The following is a 19,633-nucleotide window of genomic DNA, read 5'->3' as shown; positions in this document are numbered from 1 at the left end:
TGCCCTTGAGCTAAATTCATTGTGCGGCGAGGTTCGAGAGCCACCACGGTCAGCGCGAAACATGACCTGCGTGCAACCCTATCGTCCCCAACCATCCCGGCAACCGCTGCACTGCGGCTGCCCTTCTCTATTGGCCCGCCCGGGGGCGGTGCCTGCCTGCGTCGTACAGTGCTGGTATGGACGGCGGCAGTCTGCCAGCCGTCACATTGACGACTGACAGCTGTGAACAGCCGCCATGAACGCGCGAATCTTCGCCGGATCCTTGATGCCCTTGCCTTGCTCCACCCCACCGCTCACGTCCACCGCGTAAGGACGCACCTGACGAATGGCCTCGGCCACGTTTTGCGCGGTCAAGCCGCCCGCCAGGATGATCGGTTTGTTCAGGCCCTGGGGCACCAGCGACCAGTCGAACGCTTCCCCGGTACCGCCGGGAACGCCCTCGACGTACGTGTCCAGCAAGATGCCACTGGCACTGGCGAACGCCTGGCAACTGGCCGCGATGTCATCACCGGCCTTGACCCGCAACGCCTTGATGTAGGGGCGATGCCAGCCTTCGCAATCGGCCGGGGTCTCGTCGCCGTGAAACTGCAACAGCGCCAACGGCACCGCGTCGAGTATCTCGCCCAACTCGCAACGACTGGCGTTGACGAACAGGCCCACAGGGGTCACGAACGGCGGCAAGGCCTGGATGATCGCCCTCGCCTGCTGCACCGTCACCGCCCGCGGGCTCTTGGCGTAAAACACCAGCCCGATGGCGTCGGCCCCGGCCTCGACCGCCGCCAACGCGTCCTCGACGCGGGTGATCCCGCAAATCTTGCTGCGAACGGCTGACATGGTGAGTAAAACCTCAGGCAAATCCGTGAAAGTCCCGGATGGTAGCAAATGCCGCGCAAGGCGTCAGCCGTCGAGTTCCGAGAAGCCCGTGAGGAAATGTGGCCCGATGTATCGTTCGGGCAGTTCGAACTCGTTGCGATATTCGACTTGCACCAGGTACAGGCCAAACGGATGCGCGGTGACCCCGCCAGAACGGCGAACGCGGCTGTCCAGCACCTCCTTGACCCATTCCACTGGCCGCTCGCCGGCGCCGATCGTCATCAGCACGCCCGCGATATTGCGCACCATGTGATGCAGGAACGCACTGGCGCGGATATCGAGCACGATCATCTTGCCGCGACGGGTCACGCGCAGGTGATGCAGCTCCTTGATCGGTGACTTGGCCTGGCATTGGCCGGCACGGAAGGCGCTGAAGTCATGGACCCCGATCAGGTACTGCGCGGCCTCGGCCATGCGCTCGACGTCCAGCGGGCGGTGGTTCCAGGTAATTTCTTCGTTCAGGTGCGCCGGGCGAATCTGATCGTTGTAGATCACGTAGCGATAGCGCCGGGCGATGGCCTTGAAACGGGCATGGAAATGCGCAGGCATGACCTTGGCCCAACTGACGCTGATGTCGTGAGGCAGGTTGATGTTGGCGCCCATCACCCACGCCTTCATCGAGCGCTCGACCTGGGTATCGAAATGCACCACCTGGCCACAGGCGTGCACGCCGGCGTCCGTGCGACCGGCGCAATGCAGCGACACGGGCGAGTCGGCGACTTTGGACAAGGCGGCTTCAAGGGTTTGTTGCACCGTTGCCACGCCGGAGGCCTGACGCTGCCAGCCGCGATAGCGCGAGCCCTTGTATTCAACGCCCAAGGCGATCCGAAAAAAGCCCTCGGCGGCCATTTCGGCTTCCGGGTTGTCTATGTTTGCCAAGGAATTACAGCCTGCTCAGTACGCGAAGGCGGGCATTATAAGGCGGGCGGTGCGGGATGCCAGTGCAACCGGTGAAGCGGGTTCAAGGGGCCGACCCTTGTGGCGAGGACAACGTGAATTACCCGCAAACAAAAACGGCAGCCTCATCGGCTGCCGTTCTCGTTACACCTATCACCTCACGCCAGGCGCGCCAGCATTTCCTGCGCTTCGCTCTTCTGGGTAGCGTCACCTTCGCTGAGGACTTCGCCGAGGATGTCCCGCGCACCATCGTTGTCGCCCATGTCGATGTAGGCCTGGGCCAGGTCGAGCTTGGTGGCGACTTCGTCGGTTCCGCCAAGGAAGTCGAAGTCCGGCTCTTCTTCGGCGCTTGCCAGGGCATCGTCGGCGGTGAAGGAAGGTTGGCCCAAGCCGGTGGACAGCTTATCCAGCTCCGCGTTGACATCGTCCAGCTCGGACTCGAAGGCATCCTTCGGCGCCTCTGGGACGTCCATCTCATCGGCCAGGGACAGATCGAAATCCGCCGGCAGTTCGAGATCGTCCGCCAGGGAGTCGGCCAAGACCGGCGCCTCACTCTCAGGCACATCCAGCCCCTTGAGGTCATCACCCAAGTCCAGCAGGAAGTCTTCATCCTCCAACGCAGGCGTCGGTGCGGGTGCCGGAGCATCGGCGCCCAAGTCCAGGTCCAGGTCGAAATCCGACAGATCGTCGAGGCTTTCGTTGATGTCGGTCTGCTGCTTGAGCACCGACTCGAAACTCAGGTCGTCGTCTTCCGGGAACGCGTCCAGCTCGACGACGGGCTCTGGCGCCGGCGCCACAGGCGCTGCCTCCAGGTCATCCAGGCTCAGGTCGAAGGCGCTGTCCAACTCTGCATCGCTTGGCGACGGGTCTTCCAACAGTTCCTTGACGTATTGGGCATCCAGCTCCGCAGCCACCGCCGCGGCGGCCAGCCCCGCACCGGCGGCGACGACCATGGACGGGAAACGACTCTTGAGCTGCTCGACCTGGGCGTGGTTGTCGCCGTTGGCCACCAACTGGCGCTCCTGGGCGACAAACGCATCACGGTCGCCCTGCTGGCCGTAGACTTCCATCAGCTTCAGGCGCAGGTCGCTGCGCTGAGGCTCGGCCTTGATGCCCTGCTCAAGCAGATCGGCGGCCTGGTTCAAGCGGCCACGGTCGATGTGGGACTGAGCCTGGGGCAGCACATCATCCGAACGCTCGGCGGCCGGAGCCACCAACGGCGCGGCGATCGGCGCTGTAACGACCACCGGTGCGACCGCAGGTGCTGGCTTGGGTGCGGGTGCTGGCGCAGGTGCTGGAGCCGGTTTCGGCTCAAGTTTGACGCTTGGCGCTGGAACCTCAATGCCCTCGAAACTGCTCGGGGGCAGGTCGAGCTCCGGGGAGAAGTCAGCCTCCTCCTCGAGGGCTCGCGCCATGCGCAGGTGTTTTTCGGCTTCCTGCTGGGCCTTGCGGCGACGCGCGAGCAACAGCAGGAGCAACAGCAGGACCACCGCCCCACCGCCAACCAGACCCAGCAGGATCGGGTTGGTCAGCAGGTCGTTGTATTTCTGCTCGTCGGAAGCGACCGGTGCAGGCTCCGCCGGAGCAGCAGGCGGCGCGACCTCAGGTGTCGCTTGAGGCGCGGGCGCCGGTACGGCTGCCGGGGCTTGTGGCGCCGGAGTCAGTTCGGCCGACATCGCCGGGGCGGACTCGCCGGCGGGAGGAACGGCGACACCTTCGGCCTGCATCTTGGCCAGTTGATTGTTCTTCAGCTCGATCAGGCGCTGCAGCTTGTCCAACTGGCTTTGCAGGTCCGCCATGCGGCTTTTCAGTTCTTCATTGTCGCGCCGGGCCGAATCGAGGCTTTCCTGGGTCACGGCCAGCTTGTTGCTCAGCGCCTGGGCGTCGCCAGCCTTGCCCTTGCCTTTGCCACCGGCCTTCGACGGCTCGGCCGACACCAGGCTCAGGTTGTCGCGACCGGCCACCTGGGCTGGCGCACCTTCACCGCGACCGCGCTTGGTTGCATCGAGCTGTTGCTGGCCCGCAGGCGCCGCACTCCGACGCCCCGAACGCCAGGCGGCGTTCTGTGCAGCCACTTCGGCGATGGCCTGGGGCTGTGGCAGGGCACTGCTTTGCACAGGATCCGGCAGGCGCAGGACCTGGCCGGTCTTGAGCAAGTTGATGTTGCCATTGATGAAGGCTTTCGGGTTCAGCGCCTGGATCGCCAGCATGGTTTGCTGGACCGACCCGCCGTTGCGCACCCTGGCAGCGATTTCCCACAGGGTATCGCGCGGCGTGGTGGTGTACTGCGACGACTTGGTCGCGCCCGTGACCGGCGTGGACACGACCTGCGACGGCTTCGCCCGGACCGCATCGGCGGCCTGGGGCGAGAATTTGGACGGATCGAGCAACACGCTGTAGTCGCGCAGCAGACGGCCGTTCGGCCATATCACCTGCACCAGGAACTTGACCATCGGTTCGGACAGCGGCTGGCTGGAGGTGATCCGCAGGACGCTCCTGCCATTGGCATTGATCACTGGCGTGAAGGCCAGGTCATTGAGAAAGGCCTGGCGATCGACACCGGCCTTGGCGAAGTCATTGGGCGAGGCCAGGCTCGGCACCACTTCGGCGGCAGTCAATTGCTGGACATCGAGCAACTCGATCTCGGCGACCAGGGGCTGGTTCGGCGTCGATTTCAGGGTCAGCTCCCCGAGCCCGAGCGCTTGCGCCATACCGGAGGACAGCGCCGAGGCGGCCGCTATTGCTAACACCAGTTTGCGAACTTGAACCATAGCCTCTTCCTTTGTTTGAACATTCCTCGGCCAGCGAGAAGGTATTGATGTCGCTGCCGCAAGGCATTGCGTGCGAGCCCGAAACGACAGTGCGCGCGATCATTTCACTCATGCCCCGGGAAAGTCCCCCGTAGGGATGTTCGCCTTCAGCATCCTGACCAAGCATAGCGCCCGGCTAGAACCATTCGACAAATTGACGCCAAGTATCTTTTACGGCAAGTCTTTTATCAACAACTCAGCCACCTGCACGGCGTTGAGCGCCGCGCCCTTGCGCACGTTATCCGACGTCAGCCACATATTGAGTTCCGCCGGATCGTCGATACCGCCACGTACCCGGCCGATGTAGACCACATCCTGCCCCACTGCATCGCCCACCGGGGTCGGGTAGTCACCCGCCTCCACCAGCTCGATGCCGGGCGCCGTTTCCAAGGCCGCGTTGACTTTCGCCAGGTCGATCGCGCGCGCAGACTGCACAGTCACGCTAAAGCTATCGCCAAAAAACACCGGGGCTTGAATGCAAGTCACTGAAATTTTTAATAAAGGTTGATTCAACACCTGGCGCAGCTCGCGAACCAGGCGTTTTTCCAGCTGCGTATGACCCTGCTCGTCCGGGGTGCCGACCTGGGCCAACAGATTGAACGCCACCTGTCGGTCAAAGAATGCGGGCTCCAGGGGCCGGGCGTTGAGCAGCTCGGCGGTCTGGCGCGCCAGTTCAGTGACGGCGGCGCGCCCCAGGGCCGACACGGCCAGGTTGGCGGTGACGCTGATGCGCTGCGCATCGACACAGTCGCGCAGCGGTGCCAGGGCTACCGCCAATGTGGTGGCCGAAGCGCTGGGGCTGCTGACCTGAAACGGTTTGCCCAGGCCGGTGAGCCGGTGCGCGTTGGCTTCCGGCACGATCTGCGGCGCCTGCTCCGGCGGCAGCGCGCCAGACAGATCGACCAACGCACAGCCGGCCGCCGTGGCGCGCGGCGCGAAGCTCAAGGTCACCGCTGGGCCGGCGGCGAAGAATGCCAGTTGGACTTTGCTGAAATCGAACGCGTCGACTTCACGCACCCGCACGTTCTTGCCGCGAAACATCACCGAACTGCCCGCCGACTCACCGCTGGCCAGCAAGTGCAGATTGCCGATCGGAAAGTCTCGCTCTTCAAGCACCTGGACGAGGGTTTCGCCGACAGTGCCGGTGGCGCCGATCACGGCAATATCAAAGGACTGGCTCATGGGTCTACCTCAGGTAAAACGTGGGGAGCGGCACTTTACCGGGTGGTTGGCGGGCAAGCAATTGAACACAAGAGAACCTGTGGCGAGGGAGCTTGCTCCCGCTCGGTTGCGCAGCAACCGCTAGAGTTTTGGGGCTGCTTCGCCCGAGGCGTCGGACCGTCCCAGCGGGAGCAAGCTCCCTCGCCACAGAGAACTCACCAAACCGACATAAAAAAACCCGCACCTCTCACAAGGCACGGGTTCTTTCACAGCCGCAATCGATCAACGCTCGAGCAGGATCCGCAGCATGCGGCGCAGCGGTTCGGCCGCGCCCCACAGCAGCTGGTCGCCGACGGTGAAGGCACCGACGAACTGCGAACCCATGTTCAGCTTGCGCAGGCGACCCACCGGCACATTCAGGGTGCCGGTGACCTTGGTCGGGCTCAGCTCCTGCATGCTGGTCTCGCGGTTGTTCGGCACCAGCTTGACCCAAGGGTTGTGCTGGCTGATCAGCCCTTCGATGTCGGCGATCGGCACGTCCTTGTTCAGCTTGATGGTCAGCGCCTGGCTGTGGCAGCGCATGGCACCGATGCGCACGCAGATGCCGTCCACCGGGATCGGGCTCTTGAAACGGCCCAGGATCTTGTTGGTTTCGGCCTGGGCCTTCCACTCTTCACGGCTCTGGCCGTTAGGCAGCTCCTTGTCGATCCATGGGATCAGGCTGCCGGCCAGTGGCACACCGAAGTTCTCGGTCGGATAGGCATCGCTGCGCATCGCCTCGGCGACCTTGCGGTCGATGTCGAGGATGGCGCTGGCCGGGTTGGCCAGGTCATCGGCGACAGCGGCGTGGGTTGCGCCCATCTGCCGGATCAGCTCACGCATGTTCTGCGCGCCGGCACCGGACGCCGCCTGATAGGTCATGGCACTCATCCATTCCACCAGGCCAGCCTCGAACAGGCCGCCCAGGCCCATCAGCATCAGGCTGACGGTGCAGTTGCCACCGATGTAGTTCTTGGTACCGGCATCGAGCTGCTGGTCGATGACCTTGCGGTTCACCGGATCGAGGACGATCACCGCGTCATCCTGCATGCGCAGGCTGGAGGCGGCATCGATCCAGTAGCCCTGCCAACCGGCTTCACGCAGCTTGGGGAACACTTCGCTGGTGTAGTCGCCGCCCTGGCAGGTCAGGATCACGTCGAGGGTCTTGAGCTCTTCAATGCTGTAGGCATCCTTGAGCGCACCGGTGTCCTTGCCCACGGACGGGCCTTGGCCACCCACATTGGAAGTGGTGAAAAACACCGGTTCAATGAGATCGAAATCCTGCTCTTCCAGCATACGCTGCATGAGCACGGAACCGACCATACCGCGCCAACCGATCAGACCTACACGTTTCATCGCAACTACACCTATACAAAAGTGGGCCACCGTCAAAGCAGTGGGCCCGAAAGATTACAGATTCCGCAGCGCCGCGACTACTGCATCGCCCATTTGCTGCGTACCGACTTTGGTACAACCTGCCGACCAGATGTCACCGGTACGCAAGCCCTGGTCCAGCACCACACTGACAGCCTTCTCGATCGCGTCGGCCGGTCCGTTGAGGTTGAAGCTGTAGCGCAGCATCATCGACACCGACAAGATCGTCGCCAACGGGTTGGCAATGCCCTGCCCGGCAATGTCCGGCGCCGAACCGTGGCACGGCTCGTACATGCCCTTGTTGTTGGCGTCCAGGGAGGCGGACGGCAGCATGCCGATGGAACCGGTGAGCATCGACGCTTCGTCGGACAGGATGTCGCCGAACATGTTGTCGGTGACGATCACGTCGAACTGCTTCGGCGCGCGCACCAGTTGCATGGCGGCATTGTCGACGTACATGTGGCTCAGCTCGATGTCCGGGTAATCCTTGGCCACCTGCTCGACCACTTCACGCCACAGTTGGCTGGACGCCAACACGTTGGCCTTGTCCACCGAGCACAGCTTCTTGCCACGCACACGGGCCATGTCGAAGCCGACCCGGGCGATACGGCGGATTTCGCTTTCGCTGTACGGCAGGGTGTCGTAGGCCTGGCGTTCGCCATTATCCAGCTCACGGGTGCCACGCGGGGCGCCGAAGTAGATACCGCCGGTCAGCTCGCGAACGATGAGGATATCCAGGCCCGAGACGATTTCCGGCTTCAGGCTCGACGCATCGGCCAGTTGCGGGTAGAGGATCGCCGGGCGCAGGTTGCCGAACAGGCCCAGTTGCGCACGGATCTTCAACAGGCCGCGTTCAGGGCGGATGTCACGCTCGATCTTGTCCCACTTCGGGCCACCGACGGCGCCCAGCAGCACAGCATCGGCCGCACGGGCACGGTCCAGGGTTTCATCGGCCAGGGGCACGCCGTGCTTGTCGATGGCCGCGCCGCCGATCACGTCGTGGCTGAGCTCGAAACCCAGGCTGTACTTGGTGTTGGTCAGCTCCAGCACCTTCACCGCTTCGGCCATGATTTCCGGACCAATGCCATCGCCAGGGAGAATCAGAATCTGCTTGCTCATGCTTTCCTCGTTTGCTCTGTCAGCGCGCCCCAGGCTGGGTGCCTTTGGGCGGGCCGGAAAATGATGTTACCGCTCGGCCCACAGCACCAGTACGTCTGTACTGAACGAACCATCGGCCTCAATCTCGAAATATTCACGCACTTCATCGCCCATCGAGCGCTGCAACTCAAGGATGGCCGCGCGCAGCACTTCGGGAGTGCGCATGCGGTCGACCCAGGAGCGGTATTCCAGGCGCAGGCGCTGGCGCGAGGTGCTGCGGGTGTGCAGCCCCGCGTCACTGACCTGGCGCAACCATTCGCAGGCCGAATAATCACGCACATGGCTGGTGTCGCGCAGCACTTCGATGCTTTGCAGGTAAGTGTCCAGCAACGGCATGCCCGGCGACAGGATGTCGATGAACGCCACCACCCCGCCCGGCTTGAGCACCCGGCGCACTTCCCGCAAGGCCAGGCCCAGGTCGCTCCAATGATGCGCCGAATAGCGGCTGAACACGAAGTCGAACTCACCGTCGGCGAACGGCAGGCGCTCGGCGGCCCCGCGCACCGTGGCGATATTGCCCAGGCCACGCTCTGCGGCGGCCGCCGCCACCACGTCGAGCATCTGCTGGGACAGATCATAGGCCACCACTTCACCGGCCAATGGCGCCACGTGGAAACTCACGTGACCGGCGCCGCAACCCAGGTCCAGCACACGAGCATCGCCACGACCGGCCAGCGCAGCCTGTAGCAGCGCGAACTCGGCGCCCTGGGCGTGCACGGCACTGCTCAAGTAGGCCGCGGCCTGTTCACCGAATTGCTTTTGTACAACCTGACTGTGGGCGGTGCTGGTCATGGGGACTTCCTTTTTAGGTTTAGCCTTGTATAGCCAGAGCTGACTACATCAATCTCACATCAATCAAGCATCCCGAAACAACCAAGGCTGGCTCGCCCGATGCTTGGCTTCGAACGCCGCAATGGCGTCTCCGTCCTGCAAGGTCAGGCCGATGTCGTCCAGGCCATTGAGCAGGCAATGCTTGCGGAAGGCGTCGATCTCAAAGCTCAGGACCTTGCCGTCGGGACGGGTCACGGTCTGGGCGGCCAGGTCGATCTGCAACTGATAACCCGGGTTCGCCTCGACCTGCTGGAACAGCTCATCGACTTGGGCGTCGCTGAGGATGATCGGCAGCAAGCCGTTCTTGAAGCTGTTGTTGAAGAAGATGTCGGCGTAGCTCGGCGCGATGATGCTGCGGAAACCGTACTCTTCCAGGGCCCACGGCGCGTGCTCGCGGCTGGAACCGCAGCCGAAGTTCTCACGGGCCAGCAACACGCTGGCGCCTTGGTAACGCTCGGCGTTGAGGACGAAATCCTTGTTCAGCGGGCGCTTGGAGTTGTCCTGATACGGCTGGCCGACATCCAGGTAGCGCCACTCATCGAACAGGTTCGGGCCGAAGCCGGTGCGCTTGATGGACTTCAAGAACTGCTTGGGAATGATCTGGTCGGTGTCGACGTTGGCACGATCCAAAGGCGCGACAAGACCGGTGTGCTGGGTAAAAGCTTTCATGCTGCGCTCCTTCAGATCAATTCGCGGACGTCGACGAAACGGCCGTTGACAGCCGCCGCCGCGGCCATGGCCGGGCTCACCAGGTGCGTACGACCACCGGCGCCCTGACGCCCTTCGAAGTTACGGTTGGAGGTGGACGCGCAATGCTCGCCCGACTCCAGGCGGTCCGGGTTCATCGCCAGGCACATCGAGCAGCCTGGCTCACGCCATTCGAAACCGGCCTCGAGGAAAATCTTGTCCAGGCCTTCCGCTTCCGCCTGGGCCTTCACCAGCCCCGAGCCCGGCACCACGATGGCCTGCTTGATGGTCGAGGCAACCTTGCGGCCCTTGGCGATCACTGCGGCCGCGCGCAGGTCTTCGATCCGCGAGTTGGTGCAGGAACCGATGAACACGCGGTCGAGCTGGATGTCAGTGATCGCCTGGTTGGCGCTCAAACCCATGTATTTCAGTGCGCGAACGATGGAGTCGCGCTTGACCAGGTCCAACTCCTTGGCTGGATCCGGCACATTCTGGTCCACGGCCAAGACCATTTCCGGGGACGTACCCCAGCTGACTTGCGGCTTGATTTGCGCGGCATCGAGCTCGACCACGGTGTCGAACTTGGCATCGGCATCGGAGACCAGGTCTTTCCAGGCTTCGACCGCCATGTCCCATTCGGCACCTTTCGGGGCGAACGGACGACCCTTGACGTACTCCACGGTTTTTTCATCGGCGGCCACCAGGCCAACGCGGGCCCCGGCTTCGATGGACATGTTGCAGATGGTCATGCGGCCTTCGACGGACAAGTCGCGGATCGCGCTGCCGGCAAACTCGATGGCATGGCCGTTGCCGCCGGCGGTGCCGATCTTGCCGATCACGGCCAGGACGATGTCCTTGGCGGTCACGCCGAACGGCAATTTGCCTTCGACCACCACCCGCATGTTCTTCATTTTCTTGGCGACCAGGCACTGGGTGGCGAGCACATGCTCGACCTCGGAGGTGCCGATGCCGTGGGCCAAGGCCCCGAAGGCGCCGTGGGTCGAGGTGTGCGAGTCGCCGCAGACCACGGTCATGCCAGGCAAGGTTGCACCCTGCTCCGGGCCAATGACGTGGACGATGCCCTGGCGCACGTCGTTCATCTTGAATTCGACGATGCCGTATTCGTCACAGTTGTCATCGAGGGTCTGGACTTGCAGGCGCGAGACCTGGTCGACGATGGCGCCGATGCCGCCCTTGCGCTCCGGCGTGGTCGGTACGTTGTGGTCCGGGGTCGCGATGTTGGCATCGACGCGCCAAGGCTTGCGCCCGGCCAGGCGCAGGCCTTCGAAGGCTTGCGGCGAGGTCACTTCATGGATGATGTGACGATCGATGTAGATCAGCGCCGAGCCATCGTCGCGCTGCTTGACCAAATGCGAATCCCAGAGCTTGTCGTAGAGCGTTTTGCCGGCCATCAGACGGTTCCTCATCAGCTTGTTTCTATGCCCCGGGTCTTGAGCGATTCAATAACCCTTTGGCTTGTGAGGCTGATGCTATGGGGTTACATTGAATAACTCAAATTCATATTTTTTATACTTTGCATAACCAACTGGAATTCGACCAGGACGGACATGGACCTCGCCAACCTCAACGCTTTTATCGCCATCGCCGAGACAGGCAGTTTCTCCGCGGCCGGCGAGCACCTGCACCTGACCCAACCGGCCATCAGCAAGCGTATTGCCGGGCTGGAACAGCAACTCAAGGTGCGCCTGTTCGACCGGCTGGGCCGTGAAGTGGGCCTGACCGAAGCCGGCCGGGCCCTGCTACCACGGGCCTATCAGATCCTCAACGTGCTGGACGACACCCGTCGCGCGCTGACCAACCTGACCGGCGAAGTGAGCGGGCGCCTCACGCTCGCCACCAGCCACCACATCGGGCTGCATCGCCTGCCGCCGCTCTTGAGGGAGTTCACCCGACGCTACCCACAGGTCGCGCTGGATATTCAGTTCCTGGATTCGGAAGTGGCCTACGAGGAAATCCTCCATGGCCGGGCGGAACTGGCGGTCATCACCCTCGCCCCCGAGCCCCATGCACTGATGCGCGCCACACCCGTGTGGGACGACCCCTTGGATTTTGTGGTCGCGCCGGAGCACGCCTTGCTGGAAAGCGGCGCGGTGAGCCTGGCGGACATCGCCTTGCACCCGGCGGTGTTCCCCGGTGGCAACACCTTTACCCACCACATCGTTCGACGCCTGTTCGAGGCCCAGGGCCTGACGCCGAACATCGCCATGAGCACGAATTATCTGGAAACCATAAAAATGATGGTCTCCATCGGCCTGGCCTGGAGCGTCTTGCCGCGCACCATGCTCGATGAACAGGTCGCGCGCATTCCTTTGCCGGGCATACAACTCAGTCGCCAGCTAGGCTATATCGTGCACACCGAACGGACGCTGTCGAACGCTGCACGGGCTTTCATGGCCCTATTGGATGCACAAATCGATCTGCCAGGGACAACGGCATAAGTTGTGCTAATCCTATAGAGCCGCCATCCCTGTGCCTAATGCCCAAACCTGCTCAAGGCCTGCCAGATAATGCCCAAACCCGCTGACCCTCTACCGCCCCTGCCGCGTATCCAGGCGCTTGATCCCAAGCGTTCCGAGCAAAGCTGGGACAGCGCGCCGCAGTTGCTGGCCGCGCTGAATGGCGCGCGGCTGGGCGCCTGGTCGTGGGACATCGACACAGGGCGAATCAGCTGGTCCCGGGGCACCCAGGCGCTGTTCGGCTTCGACCCGCGCCAGCCGCTGCCAGCGGATGTCGATTACCTGGACCTGTTGCTACCCGAGGACCGGGCCAAGGCCATTCGCGCGTTCCATGCCGCCGTGGTCGGCGCGCCACTGGAACAGGCCATGCACCATCGCATCGTCTGGCCGGACGGTAGCTTGCACTGGCTGGAGATCAGCGGCAGCGTGCAGCCCGACAAGCATGGCCGCCCGCGCATGATCGGGGTGATCCGCGAGATCACCCATCAACGCGAACGGGAGCAGGCGCTGCGCAGCTCGGAGAAGCGGTTCGCGACCTTGTTCCACCTGAGCCCGAACATGGTGTTGCTGACCCGCCAGGAAGATGGGCTGATCAGCGAAGCCAATCGATATTTCGAAAGCCTGTTCGGCTGGCCGCTGCACGATGTGATTGGCCGTACCACCCTGGAGCTGGGCTTATGGGTCGATCCCGGGCAGCGGGTAAAACTGATCGAAGCCATCAAGGCCAAGGGCGAGCTGTCGAGCATGGAGGTCGAGCTGCGGGCCAGCAACGGCCAGGTCCACAACGGCCTTCTCAGCGCGCAGAAAGTCGAAATCGAAGGCCAGCCCTACCTGCTGAGCACCTTCCTCGACACCACCGAACGCAAACTGGCCGAACAGGCCCTCAAGGACAGCCAGGAGCGCCTCGATCTGGCCCTGGACTCGGCACAATTGGGCACCTGGGACTGGCACATTCCCAGCGGCATGCTCTACGGCTCGGCCCGCGCCGCGCAGCTGCATGGCCTGGAGCCCAAACCGTTTCACGAGTCGTTCGATGCGTTCTTCGATGGGGTCCCCACTGAAGAACGCAACAACATGCGCAACGCCTACCGCAGCCTGCGCGAAGGCCCGGCGGGCAATTATCAATTGACCTACCGCGTGCAATTGCCTGACGGCAGCTCCCGTTACCTGGAGAGCCGCGCCCGCCTCTATCGCGACGACGACGGCAACCCCTTGCGCATGGCCGGGACGTTGCTGGACATCACCGACCAGGTTGAACGCGAACAGAGCCTGGCGGTCTCGGAGGAGAAGTTCGCCACGCTGTTCCAGGTCAGTCCCGACCCGATCTGCGTGACCCAGCAGGAGTCGGGGCACTTCCTGGAGATCAACTCCAGCTTCACGCAAACCTTCGGCTGGACGGCGAGCGATGTGATCGGCCTCACCGCCGACGAAATCGGCCTGTGGGACGCCTCGGGCAGCAGCCTGCAGCGCATCGAGCGGGTGATCCGCGAACAATCGCTGAGCAACGTCGCCATCATCGTCCACCACAAGAACGGCCAGCCGTTGACCTGCGTGATCTCCAGCCGGCAGATCAACGTGGGCAACCAGCCCTGCATCGTGACCACCCTGCGCGACATCACCCAACAGCAGCGTTCCGAAGCGGCCCTCAAGGCCAGCGAGGAGAAATTCGCCAAGGCGTTTCACTCCAGCCCCGACGCCATCACCATCACCGAATGCGAAAGCGGTCGCTACCTTGAGGTCAACGATGGCTTCTGCCGCCTGACTGGCTACCGCGCCGACGAAGTGATCGGCCACACAGTCTACGAAGTGGGCATCTGGGCGGAAGAAAAGCAGCGCACGGCGCTGTTGGCCGAACTGCAACTCAAGGGCCGGGTGCTTCACCAGGAAATGCTTGGGCGCAACAAGCGAGGGGAGATCCTCACGATGGAAGTGTCGGTCGAGCCCATCACGCTCAACGAAACGGCCTGCCTGTTGCTGACGGCCCGGGATGTCAGCCTGCTGCGCAACGCCGAGGCGCAGATCCGTCACCTGGCCTACCACGACCCGTTGACCAACCTGCCCAACCGGGCCTTATTGCTGGACCGGTTGAGCCAACAGATTGCCCTGCTCAAGCGCCACAACCTGCGTGGCGCCCTGCTGTTTCTCGACCTGGATCACTTCAAGCACATCAATGATTCCCTCGGCCATCCGGTGGGCGATACGGTGCTGAAAATCATCACGGCGCGCCTGGAGGCCAGCGTGCGCCTGGAAGACACCGTCGCGCGGCTGGGCGGCGACGAGTTCGTGGTGCTGCTCAGCGGCCTGGAAGGCACCCGTGCCGAGGTCAGCGAACAAGTGCAGCGCCTGGCCAACACCGTGCGCGAACTCCTTTCCGAGCCGATGTTCCTCGACGGCCAGCGGTTGCAGGTGACACCCAGCATCGGCATCGCGCTGATCCCCGACCATGGCGCCACACCCACAGACCTGCTCAAGCGTGCCGATATCGCGCTGTATCGCGCCAAGGATTCGGGGCGCAACACCTCGCAGATGTTCCACGCCTCCATGCAGAAAGCCGCCAGCGAACGGCTGCGCATGGAAAACGATCTGCGCCAGGCCTTGGCTCGTGGTGAGTTCAGCCTGCACTTCCAGCCACAGGTCGACGCCCGGGACAATCGCATCATCGGCGCCGAAGCCTTGGTGCGCTGGCATCACCCGGAACTGGGTGCGCAATCGCCGAACGAATTCATCAAGGTATTGGAAGACAGCGGGCTGATCCTGGAGGTCGGGACCTGGATCCTCGACGAAGCCTGCGATGGCTTCAAGCAACTGATTGCCAGGGGCAAGGTCGATCCACAGCGATTCAGCCTGTGCGTGAACATCAGCCCGCGGCAGTTCCGCCAGAGCGACTTCGTCGAACGCATCGAAAACAGCCTTGCCAACCATGGCCTGCCCAGCACCATGCTCAAGCTGGAAATCACCGAAGGCATCGTGATCCAGAACCTGGACGACACCATCGGCAAGATGCGCCGCCTCAAGAAACTGGGGGTGAGCTTTGCCATGGACGACTTTGGCACCGGTTATTCGTCGCTGACCTACCTCAAGCGCCTGCCCGTGGACACGCTGAAAATCGACCAGTCATTCGTGCGCGACGCCACCAGCGACCCCAACGACGCCGAAATCATCCGCGCCATCGTCGCCATGGCCCATAGCCTCAACCTGGAAATGATCGCCGAGGGCGTGGAAACCCTGGAGCAATTGCAATTTCTGCAGGGCTTGGATTGCCATTTGTACCAGGGTTACCTGCACAGTCGGCCGTTGCCGTTGGAGGCGTTTGAGCGGTTGTTGCCGTAGCCCTTACAGCAGGACAAGGGGCTTTTTGTGGCGAGGGAGCTTGCTCCCGCTCGAGTGCGCAGCGCTCGCAAGCTTTTGGGGCCGCTTCGCGACCCAGCGGGAGCAAGCTCCCTCGCCACAATGATGTCCCACAGTAGAATCCCGGACATGAAAAAGGGCGCCATTTGGCGCCCTTCTTCAGTTGCAATGCATCAGTTTTGCAGCGCGGGTTGCTGCTGCGCTCCGTTGATCGGGATGCGCTTGGCTTTGGCCTCTTCCGGAATCACCCGCAGCAGGTCGATGCTCAACAGACCGTTGCTCAGGCCGGCGGACTTGATCTCGATATGATCTGCCAATCGGAAGGACAGCTTGAACGCACGCTGGGCGATGCCCTGGTGCAGGTAGGTCACGCCGTCGTTGCTGGCCTCGCGCTTGCCACCGCTGATGGTCAACACGCCTTTTTCTACCTGAAGGTCCAGGTCTTCTTCCCGGAACCCGGCGGCGGCGACCACAATGCGGTATTGGTCATCACCGTACTTTTCCACGTTGTAGGGTGGATAGCTGCTGCCTGGCTCGTTGCGCAGGGCGGTTTCGAACAGGTCGTTGAAACGGTCGAAGCCCACCGAGGAACGGAACAGAGGGGCCAGCGAAAATGCAGTACTCATGGTTCAAATCTCCTGAAAAGTTCAGCAAGGTTTTTTGTCTCCGCGACCCGAATTCGGCATCGCGTAACCCCTATCTAGGGTCCGCCAAATACTTTTCAAGAGCTTTTTTTGAAATTTTTTTCAGGCCGCTTCGGTGCGCTGCACACCCAGCAAATGCCCCACCGCGTCCAGCTCGGTTTCACGGCGCAACGCCGTAAACAACGCCACCGCTTCAGGGTAATTGCGGGTCAGCATCGCCAGCCACTGCTTCAAGCGACCCGGCGCCTGGCGCGGCGTCAGTTGCTCGACCACCTGCACCCAGAAGTCCTGGAGCATCGGCTGCAACTCGGCCCAGGTCATCTCGACCACCTCCTCACCGGCTCGGGCCGCGGCGATCTGCCGGGCCAGGTCAGGACGGGAAACGAGGCCGCGACCGAGCATGATGTCCTCGACCCCGCTGATCTCGCGGCAACGGCGCCAGTCTTCCACACTCCAGATATCGCCGTTGGCGAACACCGGCACCTTGACCACGTCCTGGACCCGGGGGATCCACTCCCAATGGGCCGGCGGCTTGTAGCCGTCGACCTTGGTCCGCGCATGCACCACGATGTGCGCCGCGCCACCTTCAGCGAGGGCCGTGGCGCACACCAGCGCACCGTCGGGGCTGTCGAAGCCCAGGCGCATCTTGGCGGTGACCGGAATGTGCTTCGGCACGGCGCGGCGCACGTGCTCGACAATTTCGTTAAGCAGCTCCGGCTCCTTGAGCAACACCGCCCCACCCCGGGACTTGTTCACGGTCTTGGCCGGGCAGCCGAAGTTCAGGTCGATGACCTCAGACCCCAACTCACAGGCCAAGGCAGCATTTTCTGCCAGGCACACTGGATCAGACCCAAGCAACTGCACCCGCAGCGGCACGCCGGCAGCCGTCTGGGCACCGGTCAACAGCTCGGGGGCAAGCTTGTGGAAATAGGCGGGTGTGAGCAGACGGTCATTGACGCGGATGAACTCGGTCACACACCAGTCGATACCACCGACGTGGGTCAGGACATCCCGCAGGATGTTGTCGACCAACCCCTCCATGGGTGCCAAGGCAATTTGCATGGAAAAACACACTCAACGAAAAAACGTGCGGCAGTTTACCGGATTTTACCCATGCCATCGGCAATTCACCGTGGGAGCAAAGCTTGCTCGCGATAGCGGTGGGTCAGTCTACGAAAATGCCAGATGGCTTCAGCGCCGGACCGTAGCCCTCGATGAATTCCGGCGGCATGCGCTTGGGCCGGCCGGTGGACAGTTCGATGCAGACGAAGGTGGTCTGGGCCCGCAGCAAGGTGGTGTTGTCGCTGGGGCGGATCAGTTGGAAATGCCGGGTCATTTTCAACCGCTGATCCCAGTCGACGATCCAGGTCGCCAGCTGCAACTCGTCGCCTTCGTAGGCGGCCGACAGGTAATCGATTTCGTGACGCACCACCGCCATGGCCCGATCGAGGCGGCGATATTCCACCAGGTCCAGCCCCAGGCGCTGGGAATGACGCCAGGCGCAGCGTTCGAGCCAGGTCACGTACACCGCGTTATTGGCATGCCCCAGTCCATCGATGTCTTCGGCGCCTACTTGAAGATCAATGATGAACGGCGTTTCCCGATCCCAGCCCATGCCCCTCTCCCGGTCGAATGTAAATCGGGGCAGTGTAGCGGATCCGCGCCTGACCGCCATCGCGGGCAAGCCTTGTTCCCACTCAGGCGGATTGCCGCGCCTGCAGGCTGCGCCCGGCCAGCAATGACAGCACGCCCTCGATCACCTGCGGATCGGCCAGGACCCGCTGGTGCCCACCTTGGGGCAAGCGCAGCAGGCGACTGTCGAACCAGGCCTCATGAATCCGTTGCGACTCCTCGACCGAAACAAAGGTGTCATCCTCGGCATGAATGATCAGCCCGGGCACGTCCAGCTGGTAGTGGGCGACATCCATCTTCACGGCCTGCATGCCCACATCGCGTTCAACCTGGCGAATGAATGCCGAACGCGCCCGGGGCGGCAGGCCCATGAACCGGGCGAAGCCGCGCAGCACGCCCAGGATGCGTGCCGGCGCGGCGATGCTGACCAGCGTTTCGGTACGCAAACCCAACTGGACCGCGAGCATCGCGCTGGCGCCCCCCATGGAGTGGCCAATCACCGCTTGCAGCGGTGGCAGCTCAGCCGCCGCTTCCAGCATGGCCCTGGCGAACAACAGCACATTCGCCTCACGACCTGGGGAACGACCGTGGGCCGGACCGTCCAGCGCCACCACCGTATAGCCGGCGTCGACCAGCGCGGTGATCAGCGCCGCGAACTGGGTCGGCCGCCCTTCCCAGCCATGCATCAGCAGGACGGCTGGCCCGTGGCCCCAGCGCAAGGCCGAGAGACCAAAGCGCAAGGTGATGCGCTCGGACGCTGCCAGCAAGGGCAACTCCCAGTCACGTGGCGGCAAGTTCCGGGGACGCATGAACAGTGCCCGCATTTTCTTCGCCACCAGGTCCGGAGCGACTAGCCCCAGCGTGCCATTGACACCACGAATCCAGCTAAGCCTGTTCATACCTGTCTCCAGGGCTTGCGCCCAAGCTCAACGCACCGCCGACTTGGCAGCGCGCAGCAAACGATCCGACAACTCCCCCGGGCCCAGCGCCCGAGCCAGGGCCAGGCCGCCGACCATCAAGGCAATGTCGGCCAAGGCTTTGTCGGCATCTTCCGGGCTGGCCGCCAACTGCGCGGCCAACAGTTCTATGTGCTCGTTGAGCGCCTCGCGAAATTCATCCGGCAGCCGCCCGAACTCCCCCACCGACGCCGGGATCGGGCAAGCTTGCTCGATGGAGTCGCGATGCTTGCGCGACAGGTAGAATGCGGACACCAGGGCGCGTCGCTCCTCGCCGGTCAACGTGCAATCCATGTCGGCAATCAAGCCGCGACGCTGGCTCAGCAGTTGCTTGAACGCTTCGAGCATCAGGGCGTCCTTGCTTTCGAAGTGGGCATAGAAGCCCCCCACGGTCAGCCCGGCCGCGCCCATCACTTCGCCCACACTCGGTTCGGCGGGCCCACGCTGGATCAACGCGGCGCTGGCGGCCTTGAGAATGCGCTCACGGGTTTGTGCCTTTTTATCGCTCATCGTCGCCTCCGAATATTACGACTGAAATATTATCTATATAATAATTTTCCGCAAGCGGAAATTCGAACCGCTGGTCAGTCAGGGATTTTCGAGGAATAGAGAATTGGCAGAACGCCAGAAAAACAAAAGGGCCATTCAATAATTGAATGACCCTTATAAAATCCCGCAGAGCGGGTAATCGTGGCGTCCCCTAGGGGACTCGAACCCCTGTTACCGCCGTGAAAGGGCGGTGTCCT

Annotated in this window: 16 protein-coding genes; 2 read left to right on the top strand and 14 right to left on the bottom strand. The window is 62.9% G+C overall.

Features of this window, described 5'->3' with window-relative positions; all coding sequences use genetic code 11:
* Positions 1 to 201: 201 nt before the first annotated feature.
* The 9 genes from ACODSJ_RS22770 to leuC form a co-directional block, all read right to left on the bottom strand.
* A complete protein-coding gene (locus tag ACODSJ_RS22770) occupies positions 202 to 834 on the bottom strand; it encodes a phosphoribosylanthranilate isomerase (RefSeq protein WP_489103888.1) in 633 nt (210 codons plus the stop codon).
* A gap of 63 nt (positions 835 to 897) precedes the next feature.
* Positions 898 to 1,722 (bottom strand): tRNA pseudouridine(38-40) synthase TruA, encoded by an 825-nt coding sequence (truA, locus tag ACODSJ_RS22765; protein WP_489103896.1) that lies wholly within the window; start codon positions 1,720 to 1,722, stop codon positions 898 to 900.
* 206 nt (positions 1,723 to 1,928) lie between these two features.
* Positions 1,929 to 4,541 (bottom strand): FimV/HubP family polar landmark protein, encoded by a 2,613-nt coding sequence (locus tag ACODSJ_RS22760; protein WP_489103887.1) that lies wholly within the window; start codon positions 4,539 to 4,541, stop codon positions 1,929 to 1,931.
* 210 nt (positions 4,542 to 4,751) lie between these two features.
* Positions 4,752 to 5,762, bottom strand: coding sequence for an aspartate-semialdehyde dehydrogenase (locus tag ACODSJ_RS22755; RefSeq protein WP_489103886.1), 1,011 nt, complete (start codon positions 5,760 to 5,762; stop codon positions 4,752 to 4,754).
* A gap of 261 nt (positions 5,763 to 6,023) precedes the next feature.
* A complete protein-coding gene (asd, locus tag ACODSJ_RS22750) occupies positions 6,024 to 7,136 on the bottom strand; it encodes an aspartate-semialdehyde dehydrogenase (protein ID WP_489103885.1) in 1,113 nt (370 codons plus the stop codon).
* 54 nt (positions 7,137 to 7,190) lie between these two features.
* A complete protein-coding gene (gene leuB, locus ACODSJ_RS22745; RefSeq protein ID WP_489103884.1) occupies positions 7,191 to 8,273 on the bottom strand; it encodes a 3-isopropylmalate dehydrogenase in 1,083 nt (360 codons plus the stop codon).
* A 66-nt stretch (positions 8,274 to 8,339) separates the two neighbouring features.
* The gene (locus tag ACODSJ_RS22740) at positions 8,340 to 9,104 is read right to left on the bottom strand and encodes a class I SAM-dependent methyltransferase (RefSeq protein ID WP_489103883.1); all 765 of its coding nucleotides are present in this window, start codon (positions 9,102 to 9,104) and stop codon (positions 8,340 to 8,342) included.
* Positions 9,105 to 9,167: 63 nt separating this feature from the next.
* Entirely contained in the window at positions 9,168 to 9,812 is a 645-nt protein-coding gene (leuD, locus tag ACODSJ_RS22735) for a 3-isopropylmalate dehydratase small subunit (RefSeq protein WP_489103882.1), read from the bottom strand.
* Between the two features lie 11 nt (positions 9,813 to 9,823).
* Positions 9,824 to 11,242 (bottom strand): 3-isopropylmalate dehydratase large subunit, encoded by a 1,419-nt coding sequence (gene leuC, locus ACODSJ_RS22730; protein WP_489103881.1) that lies wholly within the window; start codon positions 11,240 to 11,242, stop codon positions 9,824 to 9,826.
* A 156-nt stretch (positions 11,243 to 11,398) separates the two neighbouring features.
* Between leuC and ACODSJ_RS22725 the strand changes: the two genes are divergently transcribed.
* Together ACODSJ_RS22725 and ACODSJ_RS22720 are read left to right on the top strand one after the other, a co-directional pair.
* A complete protein-coding gene (locus tag ACODSJ_RS22725; protein ID WP_489103880.1) occupies positions 11,399 to 12,289 on the top strand; it encodes a LysR family transcriptional regulator in 891 nt (296 codons plus the stop codon).
* 69 nt (positions 12,290 to 12,358) lie between these two features.
* On the top strand, positions 12,359 to 15,637 hold the full coding sequence (locus ACODSJ_RS22720; protein ID WP_489103879.1) for an EAL domain-containing protein: 3,279 nt from the start codon (positions 12,359 to 12,361) through the stop codon (positions 15,635 to 15,637).
* Between the two features lie 191 nt (positions 15,638 to 15,828).
* Here ACODSJ_RS22720 and ACODSJ_RS22715 read toward each other — a convergent pair whose 3' ends face one another.
* The 5 genes from ACODSJ_RS22715 to ACODSJ_RS22695 all read right to left on the bottom strand — a co-directional run bounded on the left by ACODSJ_RS22715 (position 15,829) and on the right by ACODSJ_RS22695 (position 19,397).
* Positions 15,829 to 16,281, bottom strand: coding sequence for an Hsp20 family protein (locus tag ACODSJ_RS22715; RefSeq protein ID WP_489103878.1), 453 nt, complete (start codon positions 16,279 to 16,281; stop codon positions 15,829 to 15,831).
* A 120-nt stretch (positions 16,282 to 16,401) separates the two neighbouring features.
* Positions 16,402 to 17,361, bottom strand: coding sequence for a tRNA dihydrouridine synthase (locus ACODSJ_RS22710; protein ID WP_489103877.1), 960 nt, complete (start codon positions 17,359 to 17,361; stop codon positions 16,402 to 16,404).
* A 103-nt stretch (positions 17,362 to 17,464) separates the two neighbouring features.
* Complete coding sequence (locus ACODSJ_RS22705; protein WP_489103876.1) at positions 17,465 to 17,914, bottom strand: acyl-CoA thioesterase; 450 nt, start codon at positions 17,912 to 17,914, stop codon at positions 17,465 to 17,467.
* A gap of 82 nt (positions 17,915 to 17,996) precedes the next feature.
* Positions 17,997 to 18,830, bottom strand: coding sequence for an alpha/beta fold hydrolase (locus ACODSJ_RS22700; protein WP_489103875.1), 834 nt, complete (start codon positions 18,828 to 18,830; stop codon positions 17,997 to 17,999).
* A 27-nt stretch (positions 18,831 to 18,857) separates the two neighbouring features.
* Positions 18,858 to 19,397 (bottom strand): TetR/AcrR family transcriptional regulator, encoded by a 540-nt coding sequence (locus ACODSJ_RS22695; RefSeq protein WP_489103874.1) that lies wholly within the window; start codon positions 19,395 to 19,397, stop codon positions 18,858 to 18,860.
* Positions 19,398 to 19,633 lie beyond the last annotated feature (236 nt).

Source organism: Pseudomonas sp. FG6, assembly GCF_057809015.1.
This window is presented reverse-complemented; position numbering and strand designations above follow the sequence as displayed.

Coding starts and splice junctions, on each gene's coding strand:
- ACODSJ_RS22715 (WP_489103878.1), bottom strand. CDS start 16,281: ATGAGTACTGCATTTTCGCTGGCCCCTCTGTTCCGTTCCTCGGTGGGC.
- ACODSJ_RS22710 (WP_489103877.1), bottom strand. CDS start 17,361: ATGCAAATTGCCTTGGCACCCATGGAGGGGTTGGTCGACAACATCCTG.
- ACODSJ_RS22760 (WP_489103887.1), bottom strand. CDS start 4,541: ATGGTTCAAGTTCGCAAACTGGTGTTAGCAATAGCGGCCGCCTCGGCG.
- ACODSJ_RS22700 (WP_489103875.1), bottom strand. CDS start 18,830: ATGAACAGGCTTAGCTGGATTCGTGGTGTCAATGGCACGCTGGGGCTA.
- ACODSJ_RS22770 (WP_489103888.1), bottom strand. CDS start 834: ATGTCAGCCGTTCGCAGCAAGATTTGCGGGATCACCCGCGTCGAGGAC.
- ACODSJ_RS22705 (WP_489103876.1), bottom strand. CDS start 17,914: ATGGGCTGGGATCGGGAAACGCCGTTCATCATTGATCTTCAAGTAGGC.
- ACODSJ_RS22725 (WP_489103880.1), top strand. CDS start 11,399: ATGGACCTCGCCAACCTCAACGCTTTTATCGCCATCGCCGAGACAGGC.
- leuD (WP_489103882.1), bottom strand. CDS start 9,812: ATGAAAGCTTTTACCCAGCACACCGGTCTTGTCGCGCCTTTGGATCGT.
- ACODSJ_RS22695 (WP_489103874.1), bottom strand. CDS start 19,397: ATGAGCGATAAAAAGGCACAAACCCGTGAGCGCATTCTCAAGGCCGCC.
- truA (WP_489103896.1), bottom strand. CDS start 1,722: ATGGCCGCCGAGGGCTTTTTTCGGATCGCCTTGGGCGTTGAATACAAG.
- leuB (WP_489103884.1), bottom strand. CDS start 8,273: ATGAGCAAGCAGATTCTGATTCTCCCTGGCGATGGCATTGGTCCGGAA.
- ACODSJ_RS22720 (WP_489103879.1), top strand. CDS start 12,359: ATGCCCAAACCCGCTGACCCTCTACCGCCCCTGCCGCGTATCCAGGCG.
- ACODSJ_RS22755 (WP_489103886.1), bottom strand. CDS start 5,762: ATGAGCCAGTCCTTTGATATTGCCGTGATCGGCGCCACCGGCACTGTC.
- ACODSJ_RS22740 (WP_489103883.1), bottom strand. CDS start 9,104: ATGACCAGCACCGCCCACAGTCAGGTTGTACAAAAGCAATTCGGTGAA.
- leuC (WP_489103881.1), bottom strand. CDS start 11,242: ATGGCCGGCAAAACGCTCTACGACAAGCTCTGGGATTCGCATTTGGTC.
- asd (WP_489103885.1), bottom strand. CDS start 7,136: ATGAAACGTGTAGGTCTGATCGGTTGGCGCGGTATGGTCGGTTCCGTG.